Consider the following 18,391-nt stretch of genomic DNA (forward strand, 5'->3'; position numbering starts at 1 on the left):
CCTACGGCACCTGTTCTGGTCCGGCAAACAGCGGGGACTATCCCACCTCCGCCCATGACCATTTGACTCCGCCTCCCTATATTGGCGCCTGATTCCCGAATCAGGCAGCTCATGCGCGTTTTCAGCGTTCCCATCTCAGTTCCGTTCCTGCGCACCGTCGTCTCAGGCTTGCTCGACGGCCGGCTGGTCGAGGGCTTTGAGGCACGCAAGGAGCCGGCACGGCTGGCGGATGCCACGCTGTACCTGCCGACACGGCGCGCCATGCGCGTCGTCCGCGAGATCTTCCTCGACGAGATGAAGGCGGAGGCTGTCGTGCTGCCGCGGATCGTCGCGCTCGGCGACATCGACGAGGATGAGCTCGCTTTCGCCGATGAGGGCGAACAGTTTTCCGGCGCAACGCCGCTCGACATTCCGCCGCGGCTCGGCGAGCTCGAACGGCGGCTGACACTGGCGCAACTCGTCGCGGCCTGGGCCAAGGGTCCGGTGCTGTCTCCGCTGGTCGTCGGCGGCCCCGCGTCGACGCTGGCACTGGCGTCCGATCTCGCGCGGCTGATCGACGACATGGTCACGCGCGGCGTCGACTGGAGCGCGCTCGATGGCCTCGTGCCCGATATGCTCGACCGCTACTGGCAGCATTCGCTCGAATTCCTGCGCATCGCGCGCATCGCCTGGCCCGGTCATCTCGCCGAAATCAAACGCATCGAACCCGCTGCCCGCCGCGACCTCCTGATCAATGCCGAAGCCAGGCGGCTGACCGTGCATCGCCATGGCCCCGTGATCGCGGCCGGTTCGACCGGCTCGATGCCGGCCACGGCAAGATTTCTCCACGCAGTCGCTTCGCTGCCGCATGGCGCCGTGGTGCTGCCCGGCCTCGACACTGATCTCGATGACGATGCCTGGCGCAGCATCGGCGGCGTCCGCGATGCGCTCGGCAAGTTCGCGGAGCATCCGGTCTCGAACCATCCGCAATATGCCATGCACGCGCTGCTGGATCGCTTTGGCATCAAGCGCAGCGACGTCGATATCCTCAAGCCTCCGGCGGAAGGCGGTCGCGATCTGCTCGCCTCCGAATCGATGCGGCCATCGGCCAAGACCGAGATCTGGCACGATCGGTTGAAGCAGCCGGATGTGGCCTTAAAGATCACCGGCGGTATGAAGAACCTCGCGGTTGTCGAAGCTCCCAACCCTGAAATGGAAGCGCTCGCCATCGCCATTGCGATGCGCGAGGCGCGGCACCTCGACAAATCCGCCGCACTTGTCACGCCCGATCGCGCCCTGGCGCGGCGGGTGATGGCCGCGCTGACCCGGTGGGATCTCGCATTCGACGATTCCGGCGGCGACGTCCTGATGGAAACCTCCGCCGGCGTCTTTGCCCGACTGACAGCTGAGGCTGCGACCAAGGGACTGGAGCCGCCGACGCTGCTCGCAATGTTGAAGCATCCGCTATGCCGGCTCGGCCGGGCCCCTGGCGCATGGAAGGCTGCGATCGAAGGCCTGGAGCTCGCCTTGTTGCGCGGCACGCGCCCGCCTGCAGGCACCGCCGGCCTCTTGCGCGAATTCAATCGCTTTCGCGAGGAGCTGGCCAAGCTGTGGCGCAGCGAAGTCTCCGCGCTGCATAAGGCCGAGCCGCGCGCACGTCTCAAGGCGGAAGACCTCGATCGCATCCAGGCGCTGATCGATGCCTTACGACAAGCCTTGGCGCCGATCGAGAGTCTTGCGTCATCAAAACCGTATGACTTCGCCGAACTCGCGCATCGGCATCGCGAGATCATGATCGAGCTGTCGCGCGACGAGCAGGGCATTTCCGTGGCCTTCGAGGACCGCGAGGGCCTCGCGCTCGCGAGCGCCTTCGACGATCTCCTGCGCGGCGGCACGACCAGCGGACTGATGGTCACGCTGCCCGACTACGCAGACGTGTTCCAGACCGCGTTCAGCGATCGCGCGGTGCGGCGGCGGGACAGGCCAGGCGCGCGGCTCCAGATCTACGGACCGCTGGAATCACGCCTGATGCAGGCCGACCGCATCATCGTCGGCGGGCTGATCGAGGGGGTCTGGCCACCGGCGCCGCGCATCGATCCGTGGCTGAGCCGGCCGATGCGGCACCAGCTGGGCCTCGATCTGCCGGAACGCCGTATCGGCCTCTCCGCGCATGATTTTGCGCAACTGCTGGGCGGCGACGAGGTCATCCTCACCCACTCCGCCAAGGCTGGCGGTGCCCCGGCGATTGCCTCGCGCTTCCTGCACCGGTTGGAGGCGGTCGCGGGCGATGCGCACTGGAAGGCCGCGATTCGCGCGGGCGAGAAATACGTGCAGTTCGCAGCCGCGCTGGACCAGCCCGACGAGGTGAGGCCGATCAAGCAGCCCGAGCCGCGACCGCCACGCGCGACCCGGCCGCTCAGGATGTCTGTGACTGGGATCGAGGACTGGCTGCGCGATCCCTATACGATCTACGCAAAACACATTTTGCGGCTCGACGCGCTCGATCCCGTCGACATGCCGCTGTCGGCCGCCGACCGCGGCTCGGCGATCCACGATGCGCTCGGAGAGTTCACGGAACGCTACGCCACCGATCTGCCCGACGATCCGGCGCGCGTGCTGCGCGCGATCGGCGAAAAATACTTTGAGCCGCTGATGGAGCGACCCGAGGCGCGGGCGCTGTGGTGGCCGCGCTTCCAGCGCATCGCACGCTGGTTCGGCGAATGGGAGACGGCGCGGCGCGACGCGATCGAGGCGATCGCCGCGGAAACTCGCGGCGAGATCTCGATCCCGCTCGACCATGGGCGCAGCTTCCGTCTCTCCGCGCGCGCCGACCGCATCGAACGGCGCCGGGGCGGCGGCTACGCCATCCTCGACTACAAGACCGGCCAGCCACCGACCGGCAAGCAGGTCCGCATGGGCCTGTCGCCGCAGCTCACGCTGGAAGCCGCGATCCTGCGCGAGGGTGGTTTTCCCGACATCGATGCCGGCGCGTCCGTGAGCCAGCTCGTCTATGTTCGCCTGAGCGGCAACAATCCGCCGGGCGAAGAACGCATTCTCGAACTCAAGTTCAAGCAGGGCGACGAGCCGCAGCCGCCGGACACCGCGGCTGCCGAGGCCAGGGCCAAGCTCGAGGCGCTGATCCGCGCCTTCGAGGACGAGAACCAGCCCTATACCTCGTTGAACCTGCCGATGTGGACCAATCGCTACGGCGCCTATGACGATCTCGCCCGGATCAAGGAATGGTCCGCGGCCGGTGGATTGGGGATCGAGGAATGGTGAAGGCACCGCGCCCCATCCCGGATGAGGTGCGCGCCAGGCAAGCGCGCGCATCGGACCCGTCCGCGTCGGCCTTCGTGTCGGCCAATGCCGGCTCGGGCAAGACGCATGTGCTGGTGCAGCGCGTGATCCGCCTGCTGCTCGCGGGCGTGCCGCCGGAAAAGATCCTCTGCATTACCTTCACCAAGGCGGCTGCCGCCAACATGGCCGAGCGCGTGTTCACCACGCTCGGGCATTGGGTGACGCTCGACGACACGGCACTCGATGCGGCGATCCGCGCGGTCGGCATCCCGCATCCCACTGCAAAATTGCGGCGCGACGCACGAAAGCTGTTCGCCTGTGCGCTGGAGACGCCGGGCGGGCTCAAGGTGCAGACCATCCACGCGCTGTGCACGCGTTTGCTCCAGCAGTTTCCGTTCGAGGCCAATGTCCCCGCGCGCTTCGCCGTGATCGACGAGCGCGACCAGACCGACATGATGGAACGCGCCAATCTGAAGGTGCTGCTGGAGGCCGCGCGCGACCCAGACAGCGTGACCGGCCGCGCGCTGCTGACCGCGATGGCGAGCGCCGCCGATGTCACCTTCAAGGAGGTGGTGCGCGAGGCTTGCCTGAGCCGCGATCACTTCATGGCCTGGACCGATGAAGCCGGCAGCGCGGAGCTGGCTGCCGTGCAGATGGCAGCGGCGCTGGGGGTGGACGCGAACGATCGCATCGAGGACGTCGAGACGGAGATTGTCGACGGTCCGTTCCTGCCGCGATCGCGCTGGAACGAGATCGCCTTTGCGCTGGAGGACGGCAGCAAGTCCGACAACGACCAGGCCTGCCGGCTTCGCGAGGCAAAGGTCTTTTCCGGCGCCGCGCAGGTCGATGCCTATCTCAGCGTTTTCCTCACCGACGAAAAGCTGCCGCGCAAGGCGGTGCTGACCAAGAAGTTTTGCGATCACAACCCGTCCGTCGCCCGCCTGTTCGAGAACGAGGCGCAGCGCGTCGCCGGATTGGTCGAGACGCGCCGTGCGGTGACCATGCGCGACCGCACCGCGGCCCTGCTGCATATCGCGACCGCGGCTGCCGCAAACTACCGCCGCGAGAAGCAGGAGCGCGGGCTGCTTGACTATGACGACCTCATCGACAAGACGCTGGCGATGCTCGATCGCGTTTCCTCGGGCTGGGTGCATTACAAGCTCGACCGCGGCGTCGATCACGTGCTGATCGACGAAGCCCAGGACACAAGTCCGCGGCAGTGGGACATCGTCGCGCACATCATCTCGGAGTTCACCGCCGGCGAAGGTGCGCGCGAGGGCCTGAACCGCACCGTCTTCGCTGTCGGCGACGAGAAGCAGTCGATCTTCTCGTTCCAGGGCGCCCAGCCCCGGGAATTCGATGCACGCCGGCGCGAACTGCACCGCAAGTTCACGGCGGCCGGACTGAAATTCGATCCGGTCGCCTTCACCTATTCGTTCCGCTCCGGCGCCGCGATCCTGCATTCGGTCGACCACGTCTTCCGCGAGCCCGCGATCTACAAGAGCATCCATTCGCTCGAGACCGGTCATCCCCTGCACAATGCACTCGGCGATGCCGGCCCCAGCGTGATCGAGCTGTGGGACCTTGCGGAAGCCGACGACAGGCAGGAAATCGAGGGCTGGCGCGCGCCGTTCGACGGCGTCGCCGCCACCAGCCCCGAGGTGAAGCTCGCGCGCCGGATCCAAACCGAGATCAAGCGGCTGGTCGAGAGCGGCACGCTGACCGGGCACGAAGGCGAGCGGCGTCCCTTGCGCTATGGCGACATGCTGATCCTGGTGCGCCGGCGCGGCAATGCGTTCGATGCCGTGATCCAGGCGCTGAAGCATGCCAACGTTCCGGTCGCGGGCGCCGATCGGCTCAAGCTCACCGAGCACATCGGAATCATCGACCTGATGAACCTTGCCGATGCGCTGCTGCTGCCGCAGGACGATCTCGCGCTCGCGGTCGCGCTGAAGAGCCCGCTGTTCGGGCTCGATGACGACGATCTGTTCCAGCTGGCCCATGACCGCAAGGGATCGCTGCGCCGCGCGCTTGGCGAGCATGCCACGACAAGCGAGACATTCGCTGCGGCGTTGCGAGGCCTCGAAGCCTGCGAAACGCGGGCGCGCGAGGAGACGCCGTTCGCCTTTTACGCCTGGTTGCTCGGGGGAGACGGCGGACGCGCGCGCATGCTGCGCCGGCTCGGTCATGAGGCCAATGACGCGCTCGATGAGTTCCTGGAGCTGGCGCTGAACTACGAGCGCAAGGCGCCCGCCTCGCTGCAGGGTTTCATGGCCTGGCTGCGCTCGGCCGATACCGAGGTGAAGCGCGACATGGAGATCTCCCGCGATGAGGTGCGGGTGATGACCGTGCACGGCGCCAAGGGCCTGGAGGCCTCGGTCGTGTTCATGGTCGACACTACATCGTCGCCAGCGGATTCGCAGCGGCTGCGGCTGATCCATGTCCCGCGCGGCAATGGCGGCGAGGTGGTGGTCTGGGCCGGACGCAAGGCGGATGATCCCAAACCCGTCGTCGAGGCGCGCAAGGCGATGCTCGAGGAGACCGAGGACGAATATCGCCGCCTGCTCTACGTCGCGATGACGCGCGCCGCCGACCGGCTCATCGTCGGCGGCTGCATGCCCGGCAACATGAAGACGGTTCGCAAGCTGAGCTGGTACGATCTGGTCGACACCGGGCTCGCCGGCTCGGGCCTGACGAAAGAGACGATCGAGACGCCGCTGGGAAAGGCGACGCGCTTCTCCCGACCGGAGGATGTCGTGGCGCTGGGCACGCCCGCGGCCTCGTTGGACCAGGCGACCGCGCTCCCGGACTGGCTGCGGACGCCGGCACCGCGCGACACCATCGACGACGATCCGGTGCGCCCCTCCGGCCAGCCGTCCGGGGACGGCCGCGCCGTGCAGTCGGGCGAATCAGTGCAGTCCCGCGCGCTCGCGCTGCAACGCGGCACGCTGGTGCACCGGCTATTGCAATCGCTCCCCGACATCGCCACTGAGCGCCGACGCGAGGCCGCGCTCGGCTTCATGGCGCGCAACGCGGCGGATTGGGCGGAGGCCGACCGGACCGCGCTGGCCGACAAGGTGCTCGGCTTGATCGCCGAGCCACGGTTTGCGCCCGTGTTTGCGGCCGGCAGCCGGGCGGAGGTCGCGATCGTCGGCCGGCTGGAACGGCCGGGCCACGCCCGGGCGCTGGTGTCGGGGCAGATCGACCGGTTGGTCGTTCGGCCGGATGAGGTCCTGATCGTCGATTTCAAGACCAATCAGGCGGCTCCCAGGAGCGCCGATGCGGCGCCCGCCGCCTATGTCCGGCAGCTTGCGCTCTATCGGGCGGTGCTATCGCGGCTTTATCCCCAAAAGCCTGTCCGCGCCGTCCTGCTTTGGACCGAGGCCCTTGAATATATGGAGATTTCGGCTCCCGCGCTGGACGCGGCGCTGGCATCTCTTCATCTCGGTGTGAGCGTCCTTGACCCGGCAAGGAGCCATTCATAGGTTGACGCCATGATCTTGGCGCGATTCCCGTCGCGCCGTTCTCTCAGGTACGAGGTACTCCCATGGCCGTTGGTAAGGTTTCTGACACCGATTTCGAAGCCGAAGTGCTCAAGGCAAACGGCCCCGTGGTCGTCGATTTCTGGGCCGAATGGTGCGGCCCCTGCCGCATGATCGCACCCGCGCTCGACGAGATCGCCGGCGCGATGGGCGACAAGGTCAAGATCGTGAAGCTCAACGTCGACGAGAGCCCGAAGACCGCGTCGAAATATGGCGTGATGTCGATCCCGACCCTGATGATCTTCAAGGGCGGCGAGATGGCCTCCCGCCAGGTCGGCGCGGCGCCGAAGGCGAAGCTGCAGCAGTGGATCACTTCCGCGGTCTGATCCGCCGCGCGCAAGATTATTTTTGGAAACGGCCGGCGAAAGTCGGCCGTTTCGCGTTGATGGGACATGTCCAGCGTATGATGAGTCCCGCCTGTTGCCTCCTCCTCCCGCAAAACGCGCGCGAAAGTCGGACCCCCTCGTGGCGATGGAGGCGCGCTCGGTCGACGCGATCCCGCGCGGCAAGGAGTGGCAATACGAGCCGAAATGGGATGGCTTTCGTTGCCTGCTCTCGCGCAACGGCGGCAGCATTGATCTGCGCTCGAAATCCGGTGAAGACCTTGCGCGTTATTTCCCCGAGATCGTCGCCGCGGCGCTGAAGCTGAAGGCGGATCGCTTCACCCTCGACGGCGAGATCGTCGTGCCGCACGGCAAGGGGTTTTCCTTCGACGCGCTGCTGCAACGCATTCACCCTGCGGCGAGCCGCGTGAAGAAACTCTCGGAGGAGACGCCGGCGCTCTATCTCGCCTTCGATCTGCTTGCGACGGCCAGGGAGAAGCAGCTTGCCGGGCAACCGCTGAGGGAGCGGCGACCGGCGCTGGAAGCGTTTGCCAAGGCGAATCTGAAAAGCAGCATCTTCCGCCTCTCACCGGCGACGACGAGCTACGCCCTTGCGAAAAAGTGGCTGGCGCAATCCGGCGGCGGCTCGGACGGCGTCATCGCCAAGCGCGTCGACCTGCCCTACCAGGCGGGAAATCGCGACGGCATGCAGAAGATCAAGAAATTCCGCAGCGCCGATTGCGTGGTCGGCGGTTTCCGCTATGCGACCAACAAGATCGCCGGCCGGAGCGTGGTCGGTTCGCTGCTGCTCGGGCTTTACGATGACGATGGTCTCCTGCACCATGTCGGCTTCACCTCGGCGATCAAAGCGGCGGAAAAGCCTGACCTGACCGATCGGCTTGAGGCATTGATCGGCGAGCCCGGCTTCACCGGCAACGCGCCGGGCGGCCCCAGCCGCTGGTCCACCGAGCGCTCGGCGAAGTGGTGTCCGCTCAAGCCGAAGCTGGTGATCGAGGTCTGCTATGACCATTTCAGCGGCGACCGCTTTCGCCACGGCACCTCGATCCTGCGCTGGCGCCTCGACAAGGCCCCGCGGCAATGCAGCTTCGAGCAGCTGAAGCAGAAGGCGGTGGATCCGATGAAGCTGCTAAAACAGCCGTAGCCGTAGCCGCTAGGCAAGCCATCCCGTCGCCAGCGCGTTCGCCAACTCCGGCTGGCCGTTGCGGCGAGCGAGCGTGGCCATCGCCTCGTGATCATAGACCACATGGCGGAACGTGACCTGCCAGGCACCATCGGTTAGCTCAAGGATCGCATAGCGCGCGTGCGGCGTGCCGGCCTCGACGACATGCGGGAACGGATGCTTGTCACGGAAGCCCGGGCCGCCCACGCTGCCGGGATTGACGATCAGCCTTCCGTCGCGAAGTCGCACGGCACGGGCGAGATGGGTGTGGGCGCACAGGATCAGCGATTGCGTGATGCCTTGCGCAAATTTCTCGATGCGATCGAGCGGCGACAGCGCCACCGCGCCGTCGGGATGCACGGTATCGAGCCAATAGACTTCGTCATTGTCGGGCGTCGCGTGGCAGAGGAACACCTGATCGCGAAAGACGCGCGTCATCGGCTGCGCGCGCAGCCAGTCGAGTTGCGCGGCATTGAGCGCGGCATGGGCCGGGCGATCCCACGAGCCCATCTTCTCGGGCGGACGGTCGAGCAGATAGCGGTCATGATTGCCGAGCACGTGCACGGCATCGAGCTGCATCAGGATTTCGATGGTCCGGCGCGCATCGAGCGGGCCGCTCAGCATGTCGCCGAGATTGACGATCTCGGAGACGCCTTGCGCGCGGATGTCGGCGAGCACAGCTTCCAGCGCCAGGTAATTTCCGTGGACGTCGGCAATCGCGGCAAAACGCATGGGTCTTCCCGTAGCTCGGATGGAGCGAAGACTATACAGGAGGCGTGCCGTTGATGGCGAGCACGTGGCCGGCGAGATAGAGCGAGCCGGTGATCAGAATGCGCGGCGGCACTTCGTAGGCGAGCTTCGCCAAGGCGCGCAGTGCGGCCTCCACGCCGGGCGCGGGCTCGACGCGCATGCCGAGGCTGCGGGCGGCATCCGTAAGGCGGTCGACCGGCATCGCGTTGTCGGTGTCGGGAATCGGCACTGCGATGATGTGACGGGTCAGACCGGCGAAATTGGCGAGAAAGCCTTTCGCGTCCTTGTTGGCCATCATGCCCACGATCACGACCAGCGGCCGCGACACCCGCTCTTCGAGATCGCCGAGCGCGGCCGCCGCGACGCGGCCGCCTTCCGCATTGTGGCCGCCGTCGAGCCAGATCTCCGAGCCCTGCGGGCCGAGAGCGAGCAGCTCGCCCGAAGCGATGCGCTGCATCCGCGCCGGCCATTCCGCACCGACGATCCCCGCCTCGAACGCCGCCTGGTTGATCTTGAAGGCGTTGGTGGCCCGCAACGTCGCGATGGCGAGACCGGCATTGTCGAACTGGTGCCGGCCGAACAGGCGCGGCGCTGTGAGATCCATCAAGCCGCGCTCATCGGAATAAACCAGCCGCCCGTTCTCGACATTGACATGCCAGCTCTCGCCCGCGGCAAACAACGGCGCGCGCATGCGCCTGGCCTGCGCCTCGATCACGGCCATCGCCTCAGCCGGCTGCTCGGCGCAAACCACGGGCACGCCACGCTTGATGATCCCAGCCTTTTCGCCCGCGATCGACGTCAAGGTGTCACCGAGGAAATCCATGTGGTCCATGCTGACAGGCGTGATCACGCAGGCCGCCGGCGCGTCAACCACATTGGTTGAATCAAGCCGACCGCCAAGGCCGACCTCCAGCAGAACCACATCGGCCGGGTTCCGCGCGAACAGATGAAATGCAGCCGCCGTCTTGAGCTCGAACACGGTGGCCGGCTCGCCGGCATTGACACGCTCGACCTCTTCCAGTGCCGCGCGCAACTCGTCGTCGCCGACCAGCACGCCGCCCCCGACGCGGCCGAGCCGGAAGCATTCGTTGATGCGAACGAGATAGGGTGAAGTGTAAGCGTGGACGCGCAGGTTAGCTGCCTCCAGCGTCGCGCGCAGATAAGCGAGCGTCGAGCCCTTGCCGTTGGTACCGGCGATGTGGATCACCGGCGGCAGCTTGCGCTCGGGATGACCGAGCCGCTCGAACAGGCGGTGCATCCGCTCCAGCCCGAGATCGATGCGTTTCTGGTGCAGGGCCGACAGCCGCCCGATCAATTCGTCGAGCGGCGGCTTTGCGCGGTCGGAGGAAGCGTTCACGCGTGCGGCGCGGCCGGCGCCGTTTCGGGAGCCGATACAATCTGCGCCGGACTGACGACCGGCTGCACCGGCTTTGACGCGGTCTCAAGCGCCGGCGCCCTGGTCAACAGTCGGCAGAGCCGCGCCAGGGTCGGGCGCAATTCGTGGCGATGCACGACCATGTCGATCATGCCGTGCTCCTTGAGGTATTCGGCGCGCTGAAACCCCTCGGGGAGTTTTTCGCGGATGGTCTGCTCGATCACGCGCGCGCCGGCAAAACCGATCAGCGCACCGGGCTCGGCAATCTGCACGTCGCCGAGCATCGCATAGGACGCAGTGACGCCGCCGGTGGTCGGGTTGGTCAGCACGACGATGTAGGGCTGTTTTGCTTCACGCAGCATCTGCACCGCGACCGTGGTGCGCGGCATCTGCATCAGCGACAAGATGCCTTCCTGCATGCGCGCGCCACCACTGGCGGCGAACACGATGAAGGGTGACTTCTTCTCGACCGCGAGCTCGAGCCCGCGCACGATGGCTTCGCCCGCGGCCATGCCGAGCGAGCCGCCCATGAAGTCGAAATCCTGCACCGCGACGACGACGGCGGCACCTTCGAGCTTGCCGTAGCCGACCTTGATCGCGTCGTTCAGATTGGTCCGCGCGCGGGCATCCTTGATGCGATCGACGTACTTCTTCTCGTCACGGAACTTGAGCGGATCGGGCGTGACGTCAGGCAGCGCGACGTCGTACCAGGTCTCATTGTCGAAAATCGACTTCAGACGCGCCACCGCATTCATGCGCATATGATAGTTCGAGCCGGGGATGACGAACTGGTTGGCCTCGACGTCCTTGTAGAACACGAGCTGTCCGGAATCCGGGCACTTGATCCACAGATTCTCCGGCGTCTCCCGCCGCAGCATGTTGCGGATCTTCGGCCGGACCACATTGGTAAGCCAGTTCATGGTTTGCTCCGATGTGCGATCCCGCCTGGGGACCACCTGAAGGGATATATGGCGGCCGGGACCCGGCCCGGCAAGCCGCCGTATCGTCCGCCTTGCTCGTCGGACTTGGCAGCGGAATTAAGGCCTATTCCGCCGCCTGTTGCGCGCCCTTGACGCCCTGGGCCAGTGCCGCCGTCAGCTCGGCGACGGCGTTGACGGTTTTGGCCGTCGCGCGCCCTTCCGCATCGAGGCTGTTCTTGAGCGCATCGACCAGCGCGGTGCCGACTACCGAGCCATTGGCCTTTTCGGCAATGGCGCGCGCCGCCTCCGGCGTGCGGATGCCGAAACCGACGCATATCGGGAGCTTGGTATGCCGCTTGATGCGCGCGACCGCGTCGCCAACGGCATTGGCGTCCGCCGCCGCTGCGCCGGTGATGCCGGCGATAGAGACATAGTAGACAAAGCCTGACGTGTTCGCGAGCACCGCGGGCAGGCGCTTGTCGTCGGTGGTCGGGGTCGCCAGGCGAATGAAGTTCAGGCCCGCCTTCAGCGCGGGAATGCAGAGCTCCTCGTCTTCCTCGGGTGGCAGATCGACGATGATCAGGCCGTCGACCCCGGCCGTCTTGGCATCAACCAAAAACTTGTCGACGCCGTAGATGTAGATCGGATTGTAATAGCCCATCAGCACCAGCGGCGTGACGTTGTCGTCCTTGCGGAAATCACGCACCAGTTCCAGCGTCTTCTTCAACGTCATGCCGTTCTTGAGCGCGCGCAGACCGGCAGCCTGAATCGAGGGACCATCCGCCATCGGATCGGTGAAGGGAATACCGAGTTCGATCACGTCGGCGCCTGCCTTGGGCAACGCCTTGACGATATTGAGCGACGTCGTGAGATCGGGATCGCCGGCCATCACATAAGTCACGAAGGCCGAGCGGCCGGCTTTCTTCAGCTCGGCGAAACGGGTGTCGATACGCGTGGTCACTTGCTCTTGCCCCTCAGGATGTCGCCGACCTGCGGGACGTCCTTGTCGCCGCGGCCGGAGAGGTTGACGACCATCAGGTGATCTTTGGTCCGCTTCGGCGCGAGCTCCATCACTTTGGCGATGGCATGTGCCGGCTCGAGCGCGGGGATGATGCCTTCCAGCTTTGACAGCAACTGGAACGCTGCGAGGGCCTCGTCGTCGGTCGCGGAGAGATAGTTCACGCGGCCGATCTCGTGCAGCCAGGAGTGCTCGGGGCCGATGCCGGGATAGTCGAGCCCGGCGGAGATCGAATGCGCGTCCTGGATCTGGCCGTCGGCGTCCATCAGGAGATAGGTGCGGTTGCCGTGCAGCACGCCGGGACGACCGCCCGCGATCGACGCCGCATGCAGTTGCGTCAGCCCGTGGCCCGCAGCTTCGACGCCGAAGATCTCGACGGTGGAATCGTCGAGGAACGGATGAAACAGGCCCATCGCGTTGGAGCCGCCGCCGATACAGGCGACCAGCGAATCCGGCAGGCGGCCTTCGATCTCCTGCATCTGCACCTTGGTCTCGTTGCCGATGATCGACTGGAAGTCGCGGACCAGCGTCGGATAGGGATGCGGACCCGCGACCGTGCCGATGCAGTAGAAGGTGTTGTGCACGTTGGTGACCCAGTCGCGCAGCGCCTCGTTCATGGCATCCTTCAGCGTGCGCGTGCCCGACTGCACTGGAATGACCGTTGCGCCCAACATCTCCATGCGGATGACGTTGGGCTGCTGCCGCTCGACGTCGACGGCGCCCATATAGACGATGCATTCCAGGCCGAAGCGCGCACACAGCGTCGCGGTGGCGACACCGTGCTGGCCGGCGCCGGTCTCGGCGATGATGCGCTTCTTGCCCATGCGTCGCGCCAGCATGATCTGGCCGAGCACGTTGTTCACCTTGTGCGAGCCGGTGTGGTTGAGCTCTTCGCGCTTGAGGTAGATCTTGGCGCCGCCCAGATGCTCGGTCAGACGCTCGGCGAAATAGAGCGGCGAGGGCCGGCCGACATAATTCTTGAGATAGCCGTTCATCTCGATCTGGAAGGCCGGGTCGACCTTGGCCTCGGTGTAGGCTTTCTCCAGATCGAGGATCAGCGGCATCAGGGTTTCGGCAACGAAGCGTCCGCCGAAAATGCCGAAATGGCCGCGCTCGTCGGGGCCGCTGCGATAGGAATTGGGTTTTGCAACATTCATCGGACGCTCAACTCTTGACTTGCATCTTGGCTTGCGCGCGCGGCGCGAATGAAGGCCTTGATCATCTCGGGGTCCTTCACGCCCGGGGCGCTCTCGACACCGGAGGAGACGTCGACGCCACCGGCCCGGGTGACGCGAACGGCTTCGGCGACGTTGTCGGCGCTGAGGCCGCCCGAGACCATATACGGCAACGCGAGCTCCAGGTTTCCGAGCAGATGCCAATCGAATGGTGCGCCGAGGCCGCCTGGCCGCGTTGCGTCCTTCGGTGCGCGCGCATCGAACAGGATGCGTTCGGCTATCTCGGCGTAACCGGGCAGCACGGCGAGATCCGCTGACGTTGCGACCGGCACGACCTTCATCACCGGACGACCGACCCGTTGCCTGATGTCGCGCAGCCGGGCCACGCTCTCCGTGCCATGAAGCTGGAAAATGTCCGGCGACAGCGCGTCCATGATGTTGTCGAGCGTGGCATCGTCGGCATCGACGGTGAGCGCGACCTTGAGCGCGCGCCGCTTCACCTGCCGGCCGAGCTCCCGGCCGGCTTCCAGCGACAAATGCCGCGGCGACGGCGGGAAGAACACAAAGCCCACCATGTCGGCACCCGCCTCGAGCGCCGTTTCGAGCGTCTCGGGCGTGGACAGGCCGCAGATTTTGACGAGCAAGGACATGTTCTCGACGGATATGGGCTCAAAGCAAATGGAGGGCCGCGGGTCCGCGGCCGGAAAACGGGCTTTTCGGTTGCGGCCGCTTCTACAACGTCGCGCGCTGCTTGTCTCGCCCGACGGGCCCGTAAAGCCCCACACCGGAGGGAACGGGGAGGCGCTGGGACTCAGGCCTTGCTGCGGCAGACTGGGCCCGCAGATCAGCCAGCTCGCCTCGCGCGGCCCGGGCATCCGCGTCATGCCGGCGCGCCGCACGCCGCCAGTGCCGCTGGCCGAACCAGACGGCACACCCGCCCACGAGGACCCCGAGCGCAGCCACCACGATCAGGAGCAGGAACAGCGGCAGCGTTGCCGAGAATGACGGGTCGTTGGAAACGAAGGGATCGAACGAGACCGTGACGAAATGCCGGTTGGCGACGGCAAAGACCATCAGGACCAGGCCCAGCGGAATCACGACCAGCGCGCTCAGGAATTTTCGCATCTCGGCTCGCTCGCCTTGAATCAAGGTTGCGGCCGCATCACTGGCGACCGCGGGAAACCCTGAGGTGGACCTCAGTCTGGCGCGCCTGGATCCGGATGGTCGCGATTCAGCCGTTCGCGCATTTCCTTGCCGGTCTTGAAGAACGGAACGCTCTTCTGATCGACAGGCACATGGGCGCCGGTGCGCGGATTGCGCCCTGCGCGCGCAGGGCGATGCTTGACCGAGAAGGCACCGAAGCCGCGCAACTCGACGCGATCACCGCGCGCGAGAGCCGCTACGATCTCTTCGAGAATCGCATTCACAATGTTCTCGACATCCCGCTGGTACAGATGCGGGTTGTGCTCGGCGATACGCTGAACAAGTTCGGATTTGATCATCGAGAGATAGGACCCGGGAGCGTGCGGACGACCATTTCCGTGAAAATACCGTGATCTGTCAAGACGCTAAATGAGGGTTGAGCGTCGTGAAAACACGTGACAAATGCCGAAAAAGCGGGCTGGACCTACACGCGCCGAACGGGAAAAACCTCTGTGGCTCGCCCGGTTCCGGTCAGTTCGACGCCGCCGGCTGCCACAAGGCGAGCATTCCATCCATTCCGAGCCGATCGACCGCCTGTGCGACGCCGGTTTGTCCGATTTGATGCGCAATCGAGCCTAAACCCAGTGCTTCCAGCGTTACTGCGGCCGCCGTCTTGAGGAACGGCAGATCGCTGAAGCGCGGCTGCAGCTTGTAATCGCGCACGGAGAGCCCCTTCTTGACGCCCTTCTGCTCGACCAGCCAGGTCACGGCGGTCTTCTCGTCGCCGATCTGATCGATCAGCTTGAGATCGATGGCCTGGCGTCCGGTGAAGACACGGCCATCAACCACTTTCTCGAGCTGCGTGTCATCCATGCCACGCCGTTCCTTCACCAATCCCTTGAACCAGGCATAGGAATCCTTCACCAACGCATCGAGCGCCGCCCGTGCCTCAGGGCTGGTTGGCTCGAAACCGTTGGGCGCGGCCTTCAGCGGCGTGGACTTTACCTCCTCGACCTTGACGCCGACGGTCTTCAACAGCTCCGAGACGTTCGGAAACTGGAACAGCACGCCGATCGAGCCGACCAGCGAGCTCTGCTGGGCGATGATGTGATCGCTGGCGATCGCGGTGATGTAGCCGCCGGAGGCGGCGAGGCCTTCGACGACGACAACGAGCGGCTTCTTTGCCTTCAACCGTACAAGCGAATCATAGAGCTGCTCGGAGCCGGCGGTGGTGCCGCCCGGCGAATTGATGTGAACGATGACGGCGGCGGCCTGCGAATTCTCCAGCCGCTCGAGCGCCTGGGTGCGATCGGAATCGCTGCGGATCAGGCCCTCGATCTGGACCCGCGCGATCGAGCCGGCGGACGCGAACGTGCCGCGCGCACCAGGCGTCGCGACCAGCGCGAAGCCTGCGATCGCCGCGATCGCGATCAGCGCGGCCAATACGCGCCAGAACGTCAGCTTGCGGCGGATCCTGCGGCGATCGACGATGATGTCCGAATCGAGTGACATCTCAATATCTCCAAATGAAAGGCCAGGCGCGTTGTGCCGTCGCAGCGTCGCCATTGGCTTATCTGGATACATCAATTGCGGCGCAATTAGAAGAAAACAAGGCCGGCTGCCGCGTAGCCCGGATGGAGCGCAAGCGTAATCCGGGGTTCTCGCCTCACGGAGAGGCTTTCCCGGATTTCACTTCGCCCCATCCGGGCGACGACCTCACTACAAAAAAGCCCCGGCTCGCGCCGGGGCTTTGATGCAGTGAAACCTGCGTTTCGCTTACTTGGTGTCGCGGTTCTTGAGCGCGGTGCCGAGGATGTCGCCGAGCGTTGCTCCCGAATCGGAAGAGCCGTACTGCGCGATGGCTTCCTTCTCTTCGGCGACTTCGAGCGCCTTGATCGACACCTGGACCTTGCGGGCCTTCTTGTCGAACTGGATCACGCGGGCATCGACCTTCTCGCCGACGGCGAAGCGTTCGGCGCGCTGATCGTTGCGGTCACGAGCGAGCTCCGAGCGCTTCACGAACGTGGTGAAGTCGGTACCGGTGATCTTCACCTCGATGCCGCTCTCCTTCACTTCGATCACTTCGCAGGTCACGACCGCGCCCTTCTTGACATCGCCCGGCTCGGCGAAGGGGTCGCCTTCAAGCTGTTTGATTCCAAGAGAAATGCGCTCCTTCTCGACGTCCACATCGAGCACCACGGCCTTCACCATGTCGCCCTTCTTGTAGTTGTCGATCACCTGCTCGCCCGGCTGCTTCCAGTCGAGGTCGGAGAGATGGACCATGCCGTCGACGTCGCCCTCGAGGCCCAGGAACAAACCGAATTCGGTCTTGTTCTTGACCTCGCCCTCGACCGTCGAACCGGTCGGGTGACCTTCGACGAAGACCTCCCACGGGTTGCGCATGGTCTGCTTGAGGCCGAGCGAGATGCGGCGCTTGACGGAATCGACTTCCAGCACCTGCACTTCGACTTCCTGCGAGGTCGAAACGATCTTGCCGGGGTGCATGTTCTTCTTGGTCCACGACATCTCGGAGACGTGGATCAGGCCTTCGATGCCCGGCTCGAGCTCGACGAACGCGCCGTAGTCGGTGATGTTGGTGACGCGACCGGTGAAGCGGGCACCCAGCGGGTACTTGGCTTCGATGCCCTGCCACGGATCGTCCAACAGCTGCTTCATGCCCAGCGAGATGCGGTGCGTCTCGTGGTTGATCTTGATGATCTTGACCTTCACGGTCTGGCCGATCGAGAGCACCTCGGTCGGGTGGTTGACGCGGCGCCACGCGATGTCGGTGACGTGCAGCAGACCGTCGATGCCGCCGAGATCAACGAACGCACCGTAATCGGTGATGTTCTTGACCACGCCGTCGATGACCTGACCCTCTTCGAGGTTCTGCACCAGCTCCTGACGCTGCTCGGCGCGGGTCTCTTCGAGAACCGTGCGGCGGGACACGACGATGTTGCCGCGGCGGCGGTCCATCTTGAGGATCTGGAACGGCTGCGAGTTGTTCATCAGCGGCGCAACGTCGCGGATCGGACGGATGTCGACCTGCGAACGCGGCAGGAAGGCCACGGCACCGTCGAGGTCGACGGTGAAGCCGCCCTTGACCTGGTTGAAGATGACGCCGTTGACCTTCTCGTTGTTCTGGAAGGCCTTCTCGAGCTTGCCCCAGCTCTCTTCGCGGCGCGCCTTGTCACGCGACAGCACGGCTTCGCCGAGGGCGTTCTCGATCCGATCGAGGAACACTTCCACCTCGTCGCCGACCTTGAGCTCGCTGTCACGGCCGGGGCCGGAAAATTCGCGCAGGGCAACGCGGCCCTCCGTCTTCAGGCCGACGTCGATGACGGCCATGTCCTTTTCGATTGCAACAACCTTGCCCTTGATGACTGAGCTTTCCTGCAGGTTGCCGCCTGCGAAGGACTCGTCGAGCATCGCGGCGAAATCGTCGCGCGACGGGCTATAGGTATCAGCAGAAGTCGAAGCCATTTGTTCTCCAGTTGCGGATGTCATGCCGGCCGTTGGGTTCTTGGGCGCACCGTACGCGCAGTGTCGGAAGGTCCGCAGAACCTTCGAGCGACCGCTCGCTGCTCCGACCTGGAGGGCGGAACAGCGGAAGCGGGCCGGCTGAGGCCCGCGCGTTCGATACGTGGAAATCTTTTGTCCGGAACCTGGATCGCGTCGGCCCCGAGCAG

General features: G+C 65.3%; 14 protein-coding genes. 4 read left to right on the forward strand and 10 right to left on the reverse strand.

All coding sequences use genetic code 11. The annotated features are described in order from the left end of the window. The first annotated feature begins 111 nt into the window (after positions 1-111). From addB to IVB42_RS08380, 4 genes are all read left to right on the forward strand, one after another. On the forward strand, positions 112-3,258 hold the full coding sequence (gene addB, locus IVB42_RS08365) for a double-strand break repair protein AddB (protein WP_247398872.1): 3,147 nt from the start codon (positions 112-114) through the stop codon (positions 3,256-3,258). Then, entirely contained in the window at positions 3,252-6,761 is a 3,510-nt protein-coding gene (gene addA, locus IVB42_RS08370) for a double-strand break repair helicase AddA (protein ID WP_018455768.1), read from the forward strand. The genes addB and addA overlap by 7 nt, the downstream gene beginning before the upstream one ends. Before the next feature lie 62 nt (positions 6,762-6,823). Then, positions 6,824-7,144: a thioredoxin gene (trxA, locus tag IVB42_RS08375; protein WP_007598398.1), complete on the forward strand. Its 321-nt coding sequence runs from the start codon at positions 6,824-6,826 to the stop codon at positions 7,142-7,144. Between the two features lie 145 nt (positions 7,145-7,289). Then, positions 7,290-8,303 carry an ATP-dependent DNA ligase gene (locus IVB42_RS08380; RefSeq protein ID WP_018455767.1) on the forward strand — a complete coding sequence of 338 codons (1,014 nt, stop codon included), beginning with the start codon at positions 7,290-7,292 and terminating at the stop codon, positions 8,301-8,303. A gap of 9 nt (positions 8,304-8,312) precedes the next feature. On the opposite strand, the gene IVB42_RS08385 is transcribed toward IVB42_RS08380, so the two are convergent. From IVB42_RS08385 to rpsA, 10 genes are all read right to left on the reverse strand, one after another. Then, a complete protein-coding gene (locus IVB42_RS08385) occupies positions 8,313-9,053 on the reverse strand; it encodes a metallophosphoesterase family protein (protein ID WP_083926409.1) in 741 nt (246 codons plus the stop codon). A gap of 31 nt (positions 9,054-9,084) precedes the next feature. Further along, entirely contained in the window at positions 9,085-10,428 is a 1,344-nt protein-coding gene (locus IVB42_RS08390) for a folylpolyglutamate synthase/dihydrofolate synthase family protein (RefSeq protein ID WP_204513029.1), read from the reverse strand. Next, positions 10,425-11,366 (reverse strand): acetyl-CoA carboxylase, carboxyltransferase subunit beta, encoded by a 942-nt coding sequence (gene accD / locus IVB42_RS08395; protein WP_018455765.1) that lies wholly within the window; start codon positions 11,364-11,366, stop codon positions 10,425-10,427. The genes IVB42_RS08390 and accD overlap by 4 nt, the downstream gene beginning before the upstream one ends. Positions 11,367-11,490: 124 nt before the next feature. Beyond that, positions 11,491-12,327 carry a tryptophan synthase subunit alpha gene (trpA, locus tag IVB42_RS08400; RefSeq protein WP_018455764.1) on the reverse strand — a complete coding sequence of 279 codons (837 nt, stop codon included), beginning with the start codon at positions 12,325-12,327 and terminating at the stop codon, positions 11,491-11,493. Then, positions 12,324-13,541, reverse strand: coding sequence for a tryptophan synthase subunit beta (gene trpB / locus IVB42_RS08405; RefSeq protein ID WP_018455763.1), 1,218 nt, complete (start codon positions 13,539-13,541; stop codon positions 12,324-12,326). The genes trpA and trpB overlap by 4 nt, the downstream gene beginning before the upstream one ends. Continuing rightward, entirely contained in the window at positions 13,538-14,209 is a 672-nt protein-coding gene (locus tag IVB42_RS08410; RefSeq protein WP_018455762.1) for a phosphoribosylanthranilate isomerase, read from the reverse strand. Before IVB42_RS08410 ends, trpB begins: the two co-directional genes overlap by 4 nt. Before the next feature lie 82 nt (positions 14,210-14,291). Beyond that, positions 14,292-14,684: a lipopolysaccharide assembly protein LapA domain-containing protein gene (locus IVB42_RS08415; RefSeq protein ID WP_204513028.1), complete on the reverse strand. Its 393-nt coding sequence runs from the start codon at positions 14,682-14,684 to the stop codon at positions 14,292-14,294. A gap of 71 nt (positions 14,685-14,755) precedes the next feature. Continuing rightward, entirely contained in the window at positions 14,756-15,061 is a 306-nt protein-coding gene (locus IVB42_RS08420) for an integration host factor subunit beta (protein WP_007598410.1), read from the reverse strand. A 172-nt stretch (positions 15,062-15,233) separates the two neighbouring features. Then, on the reverse strand, positions 15,234-16,214 hold the full coding sequence (gene sppA, locus IVB42_RS08425) for a signal peptide peptidase SppA (RefSeq protein WP_018455760.1): 981 nt from the start codon (positions 16,212-16,214) through the stop codon (positions 15,234-15,236). Between the two features lie 264 nt (positions 16,215-16,478). Beyond that, the gene (rpsA, locus tag IVB42_RS08430) at positions 16,479-18,185 is read right to left on the reverse strand and encodes a 30S ribosomal protein S1 (RefSeq protein ID WP_027566167.1); all 1,707 of its coding nucleotides are present in this window, start codon (positions 18,183-18,185) and stop codon (positions 16,479-16,481) included. Between the last annotated feature and the right edge of the window lie 206 nt (positions 18,186-18,391).

This window comes from Bradyrhizobium sp. 45, assembly GCF_023073155.1.
Taxonomy (GTDB): Bacteria; Pseudomonadota; Alphaproteobacteria; order Rhizobiales; family Xanthobacteraceae; genus Bradyrhizobium; species Bradyrhizobium canariense_D.

What these genes read in the sequence shown, in the direction of transcription:
- addB (WP_247398872.1), top strand. Translation starts at nt 112, where the DNA reads ATGCGCGTTTTCAGCGTTCCCATCTCAGTTCCGTTCCTGCGCACCGTC.
- addA (WP_018455768.1), top strand. Translation starts at nt 3,252, where the DNA reads ATGGTGAAGGCACCGCGCCCCATCCCGGATGAGGTGCGCGCCAGGCAA.
- trxA (WP_007598398.1), top strand. Translation starts at nt 6,824, where the DNA reads ATGGCCGTTGGTAAGGTTTCTGACACCGATTTCGAAGCCGAAGTGCTC.
- IVB42_RS08380 (WP_018455767.1), top strand. Translation starts at nt 7,290, where the DNA reads ATGGAGGCGCGCTCGGTCGACGCGATCCCGCGCGGCAAGGAGTGGCAA.
- IVB42_RS08385 (WP_083926409.1), bottom strand. Translation starts at nt 9,053, where the DNA reads ATGCGTTTTGCCGCGATTGCCGACGTCCACGGAAATTACCTGGCGCTG.
- accD (WP_018455765.1), bottom strand. Translation starts at nt 11,366, where the DNA reads ATGAACTGGCTTACCAATGTGGTCCGGCCGAAGATCCGCAACATGCTG.
- trpB (WP_018455763.1), bottom strand. Translation starts at nt 13,541, where the DNA reads ATGAATGTTGCAAAACCCAATTCCTATCGCAGCGGCCCCGACGAGCGC.
- IVB42_RS08410 (WP_018455762.1), bottom strand. Translation starts at nt 14,209, where the DNA reads ATGTCCTTGCTCGTCAAAATCTGCGGCCTGTCCACGCCCGAGACGCTC.
- IVB42_RS08415 (WP_204513028.1), bottom strand. Translation starts at nt 14,684, where the DNA reads ATGCGAAAATTCCTGAGCGCGCTGGTCGTGATTCCGCTGGGCCTGGTC.
- IVB42_RS08420 (WP_007598410.1), bottom strand. Translation starts at nt 15,061, where the DNA reads ATGATCAAATCCGAACTTGTTCAGCGTATCGCCGAGCACAACCCGCAT.
- sppA (WP_018455760.1), bottom strand. Translation starts at nt 16,214, where the DNA reads ATGTCACTCGATTCGGACATCATCGTCGATCGCCGCAGGATCCGCCGC.
- rpsA (WP_027566167.1), bottom strand. Translation starts at nt 18,185, where the DNA reads ATGGCTTCGACTTCTGCTGATACCTATAGCCCGTCGCGCGACGATTTC.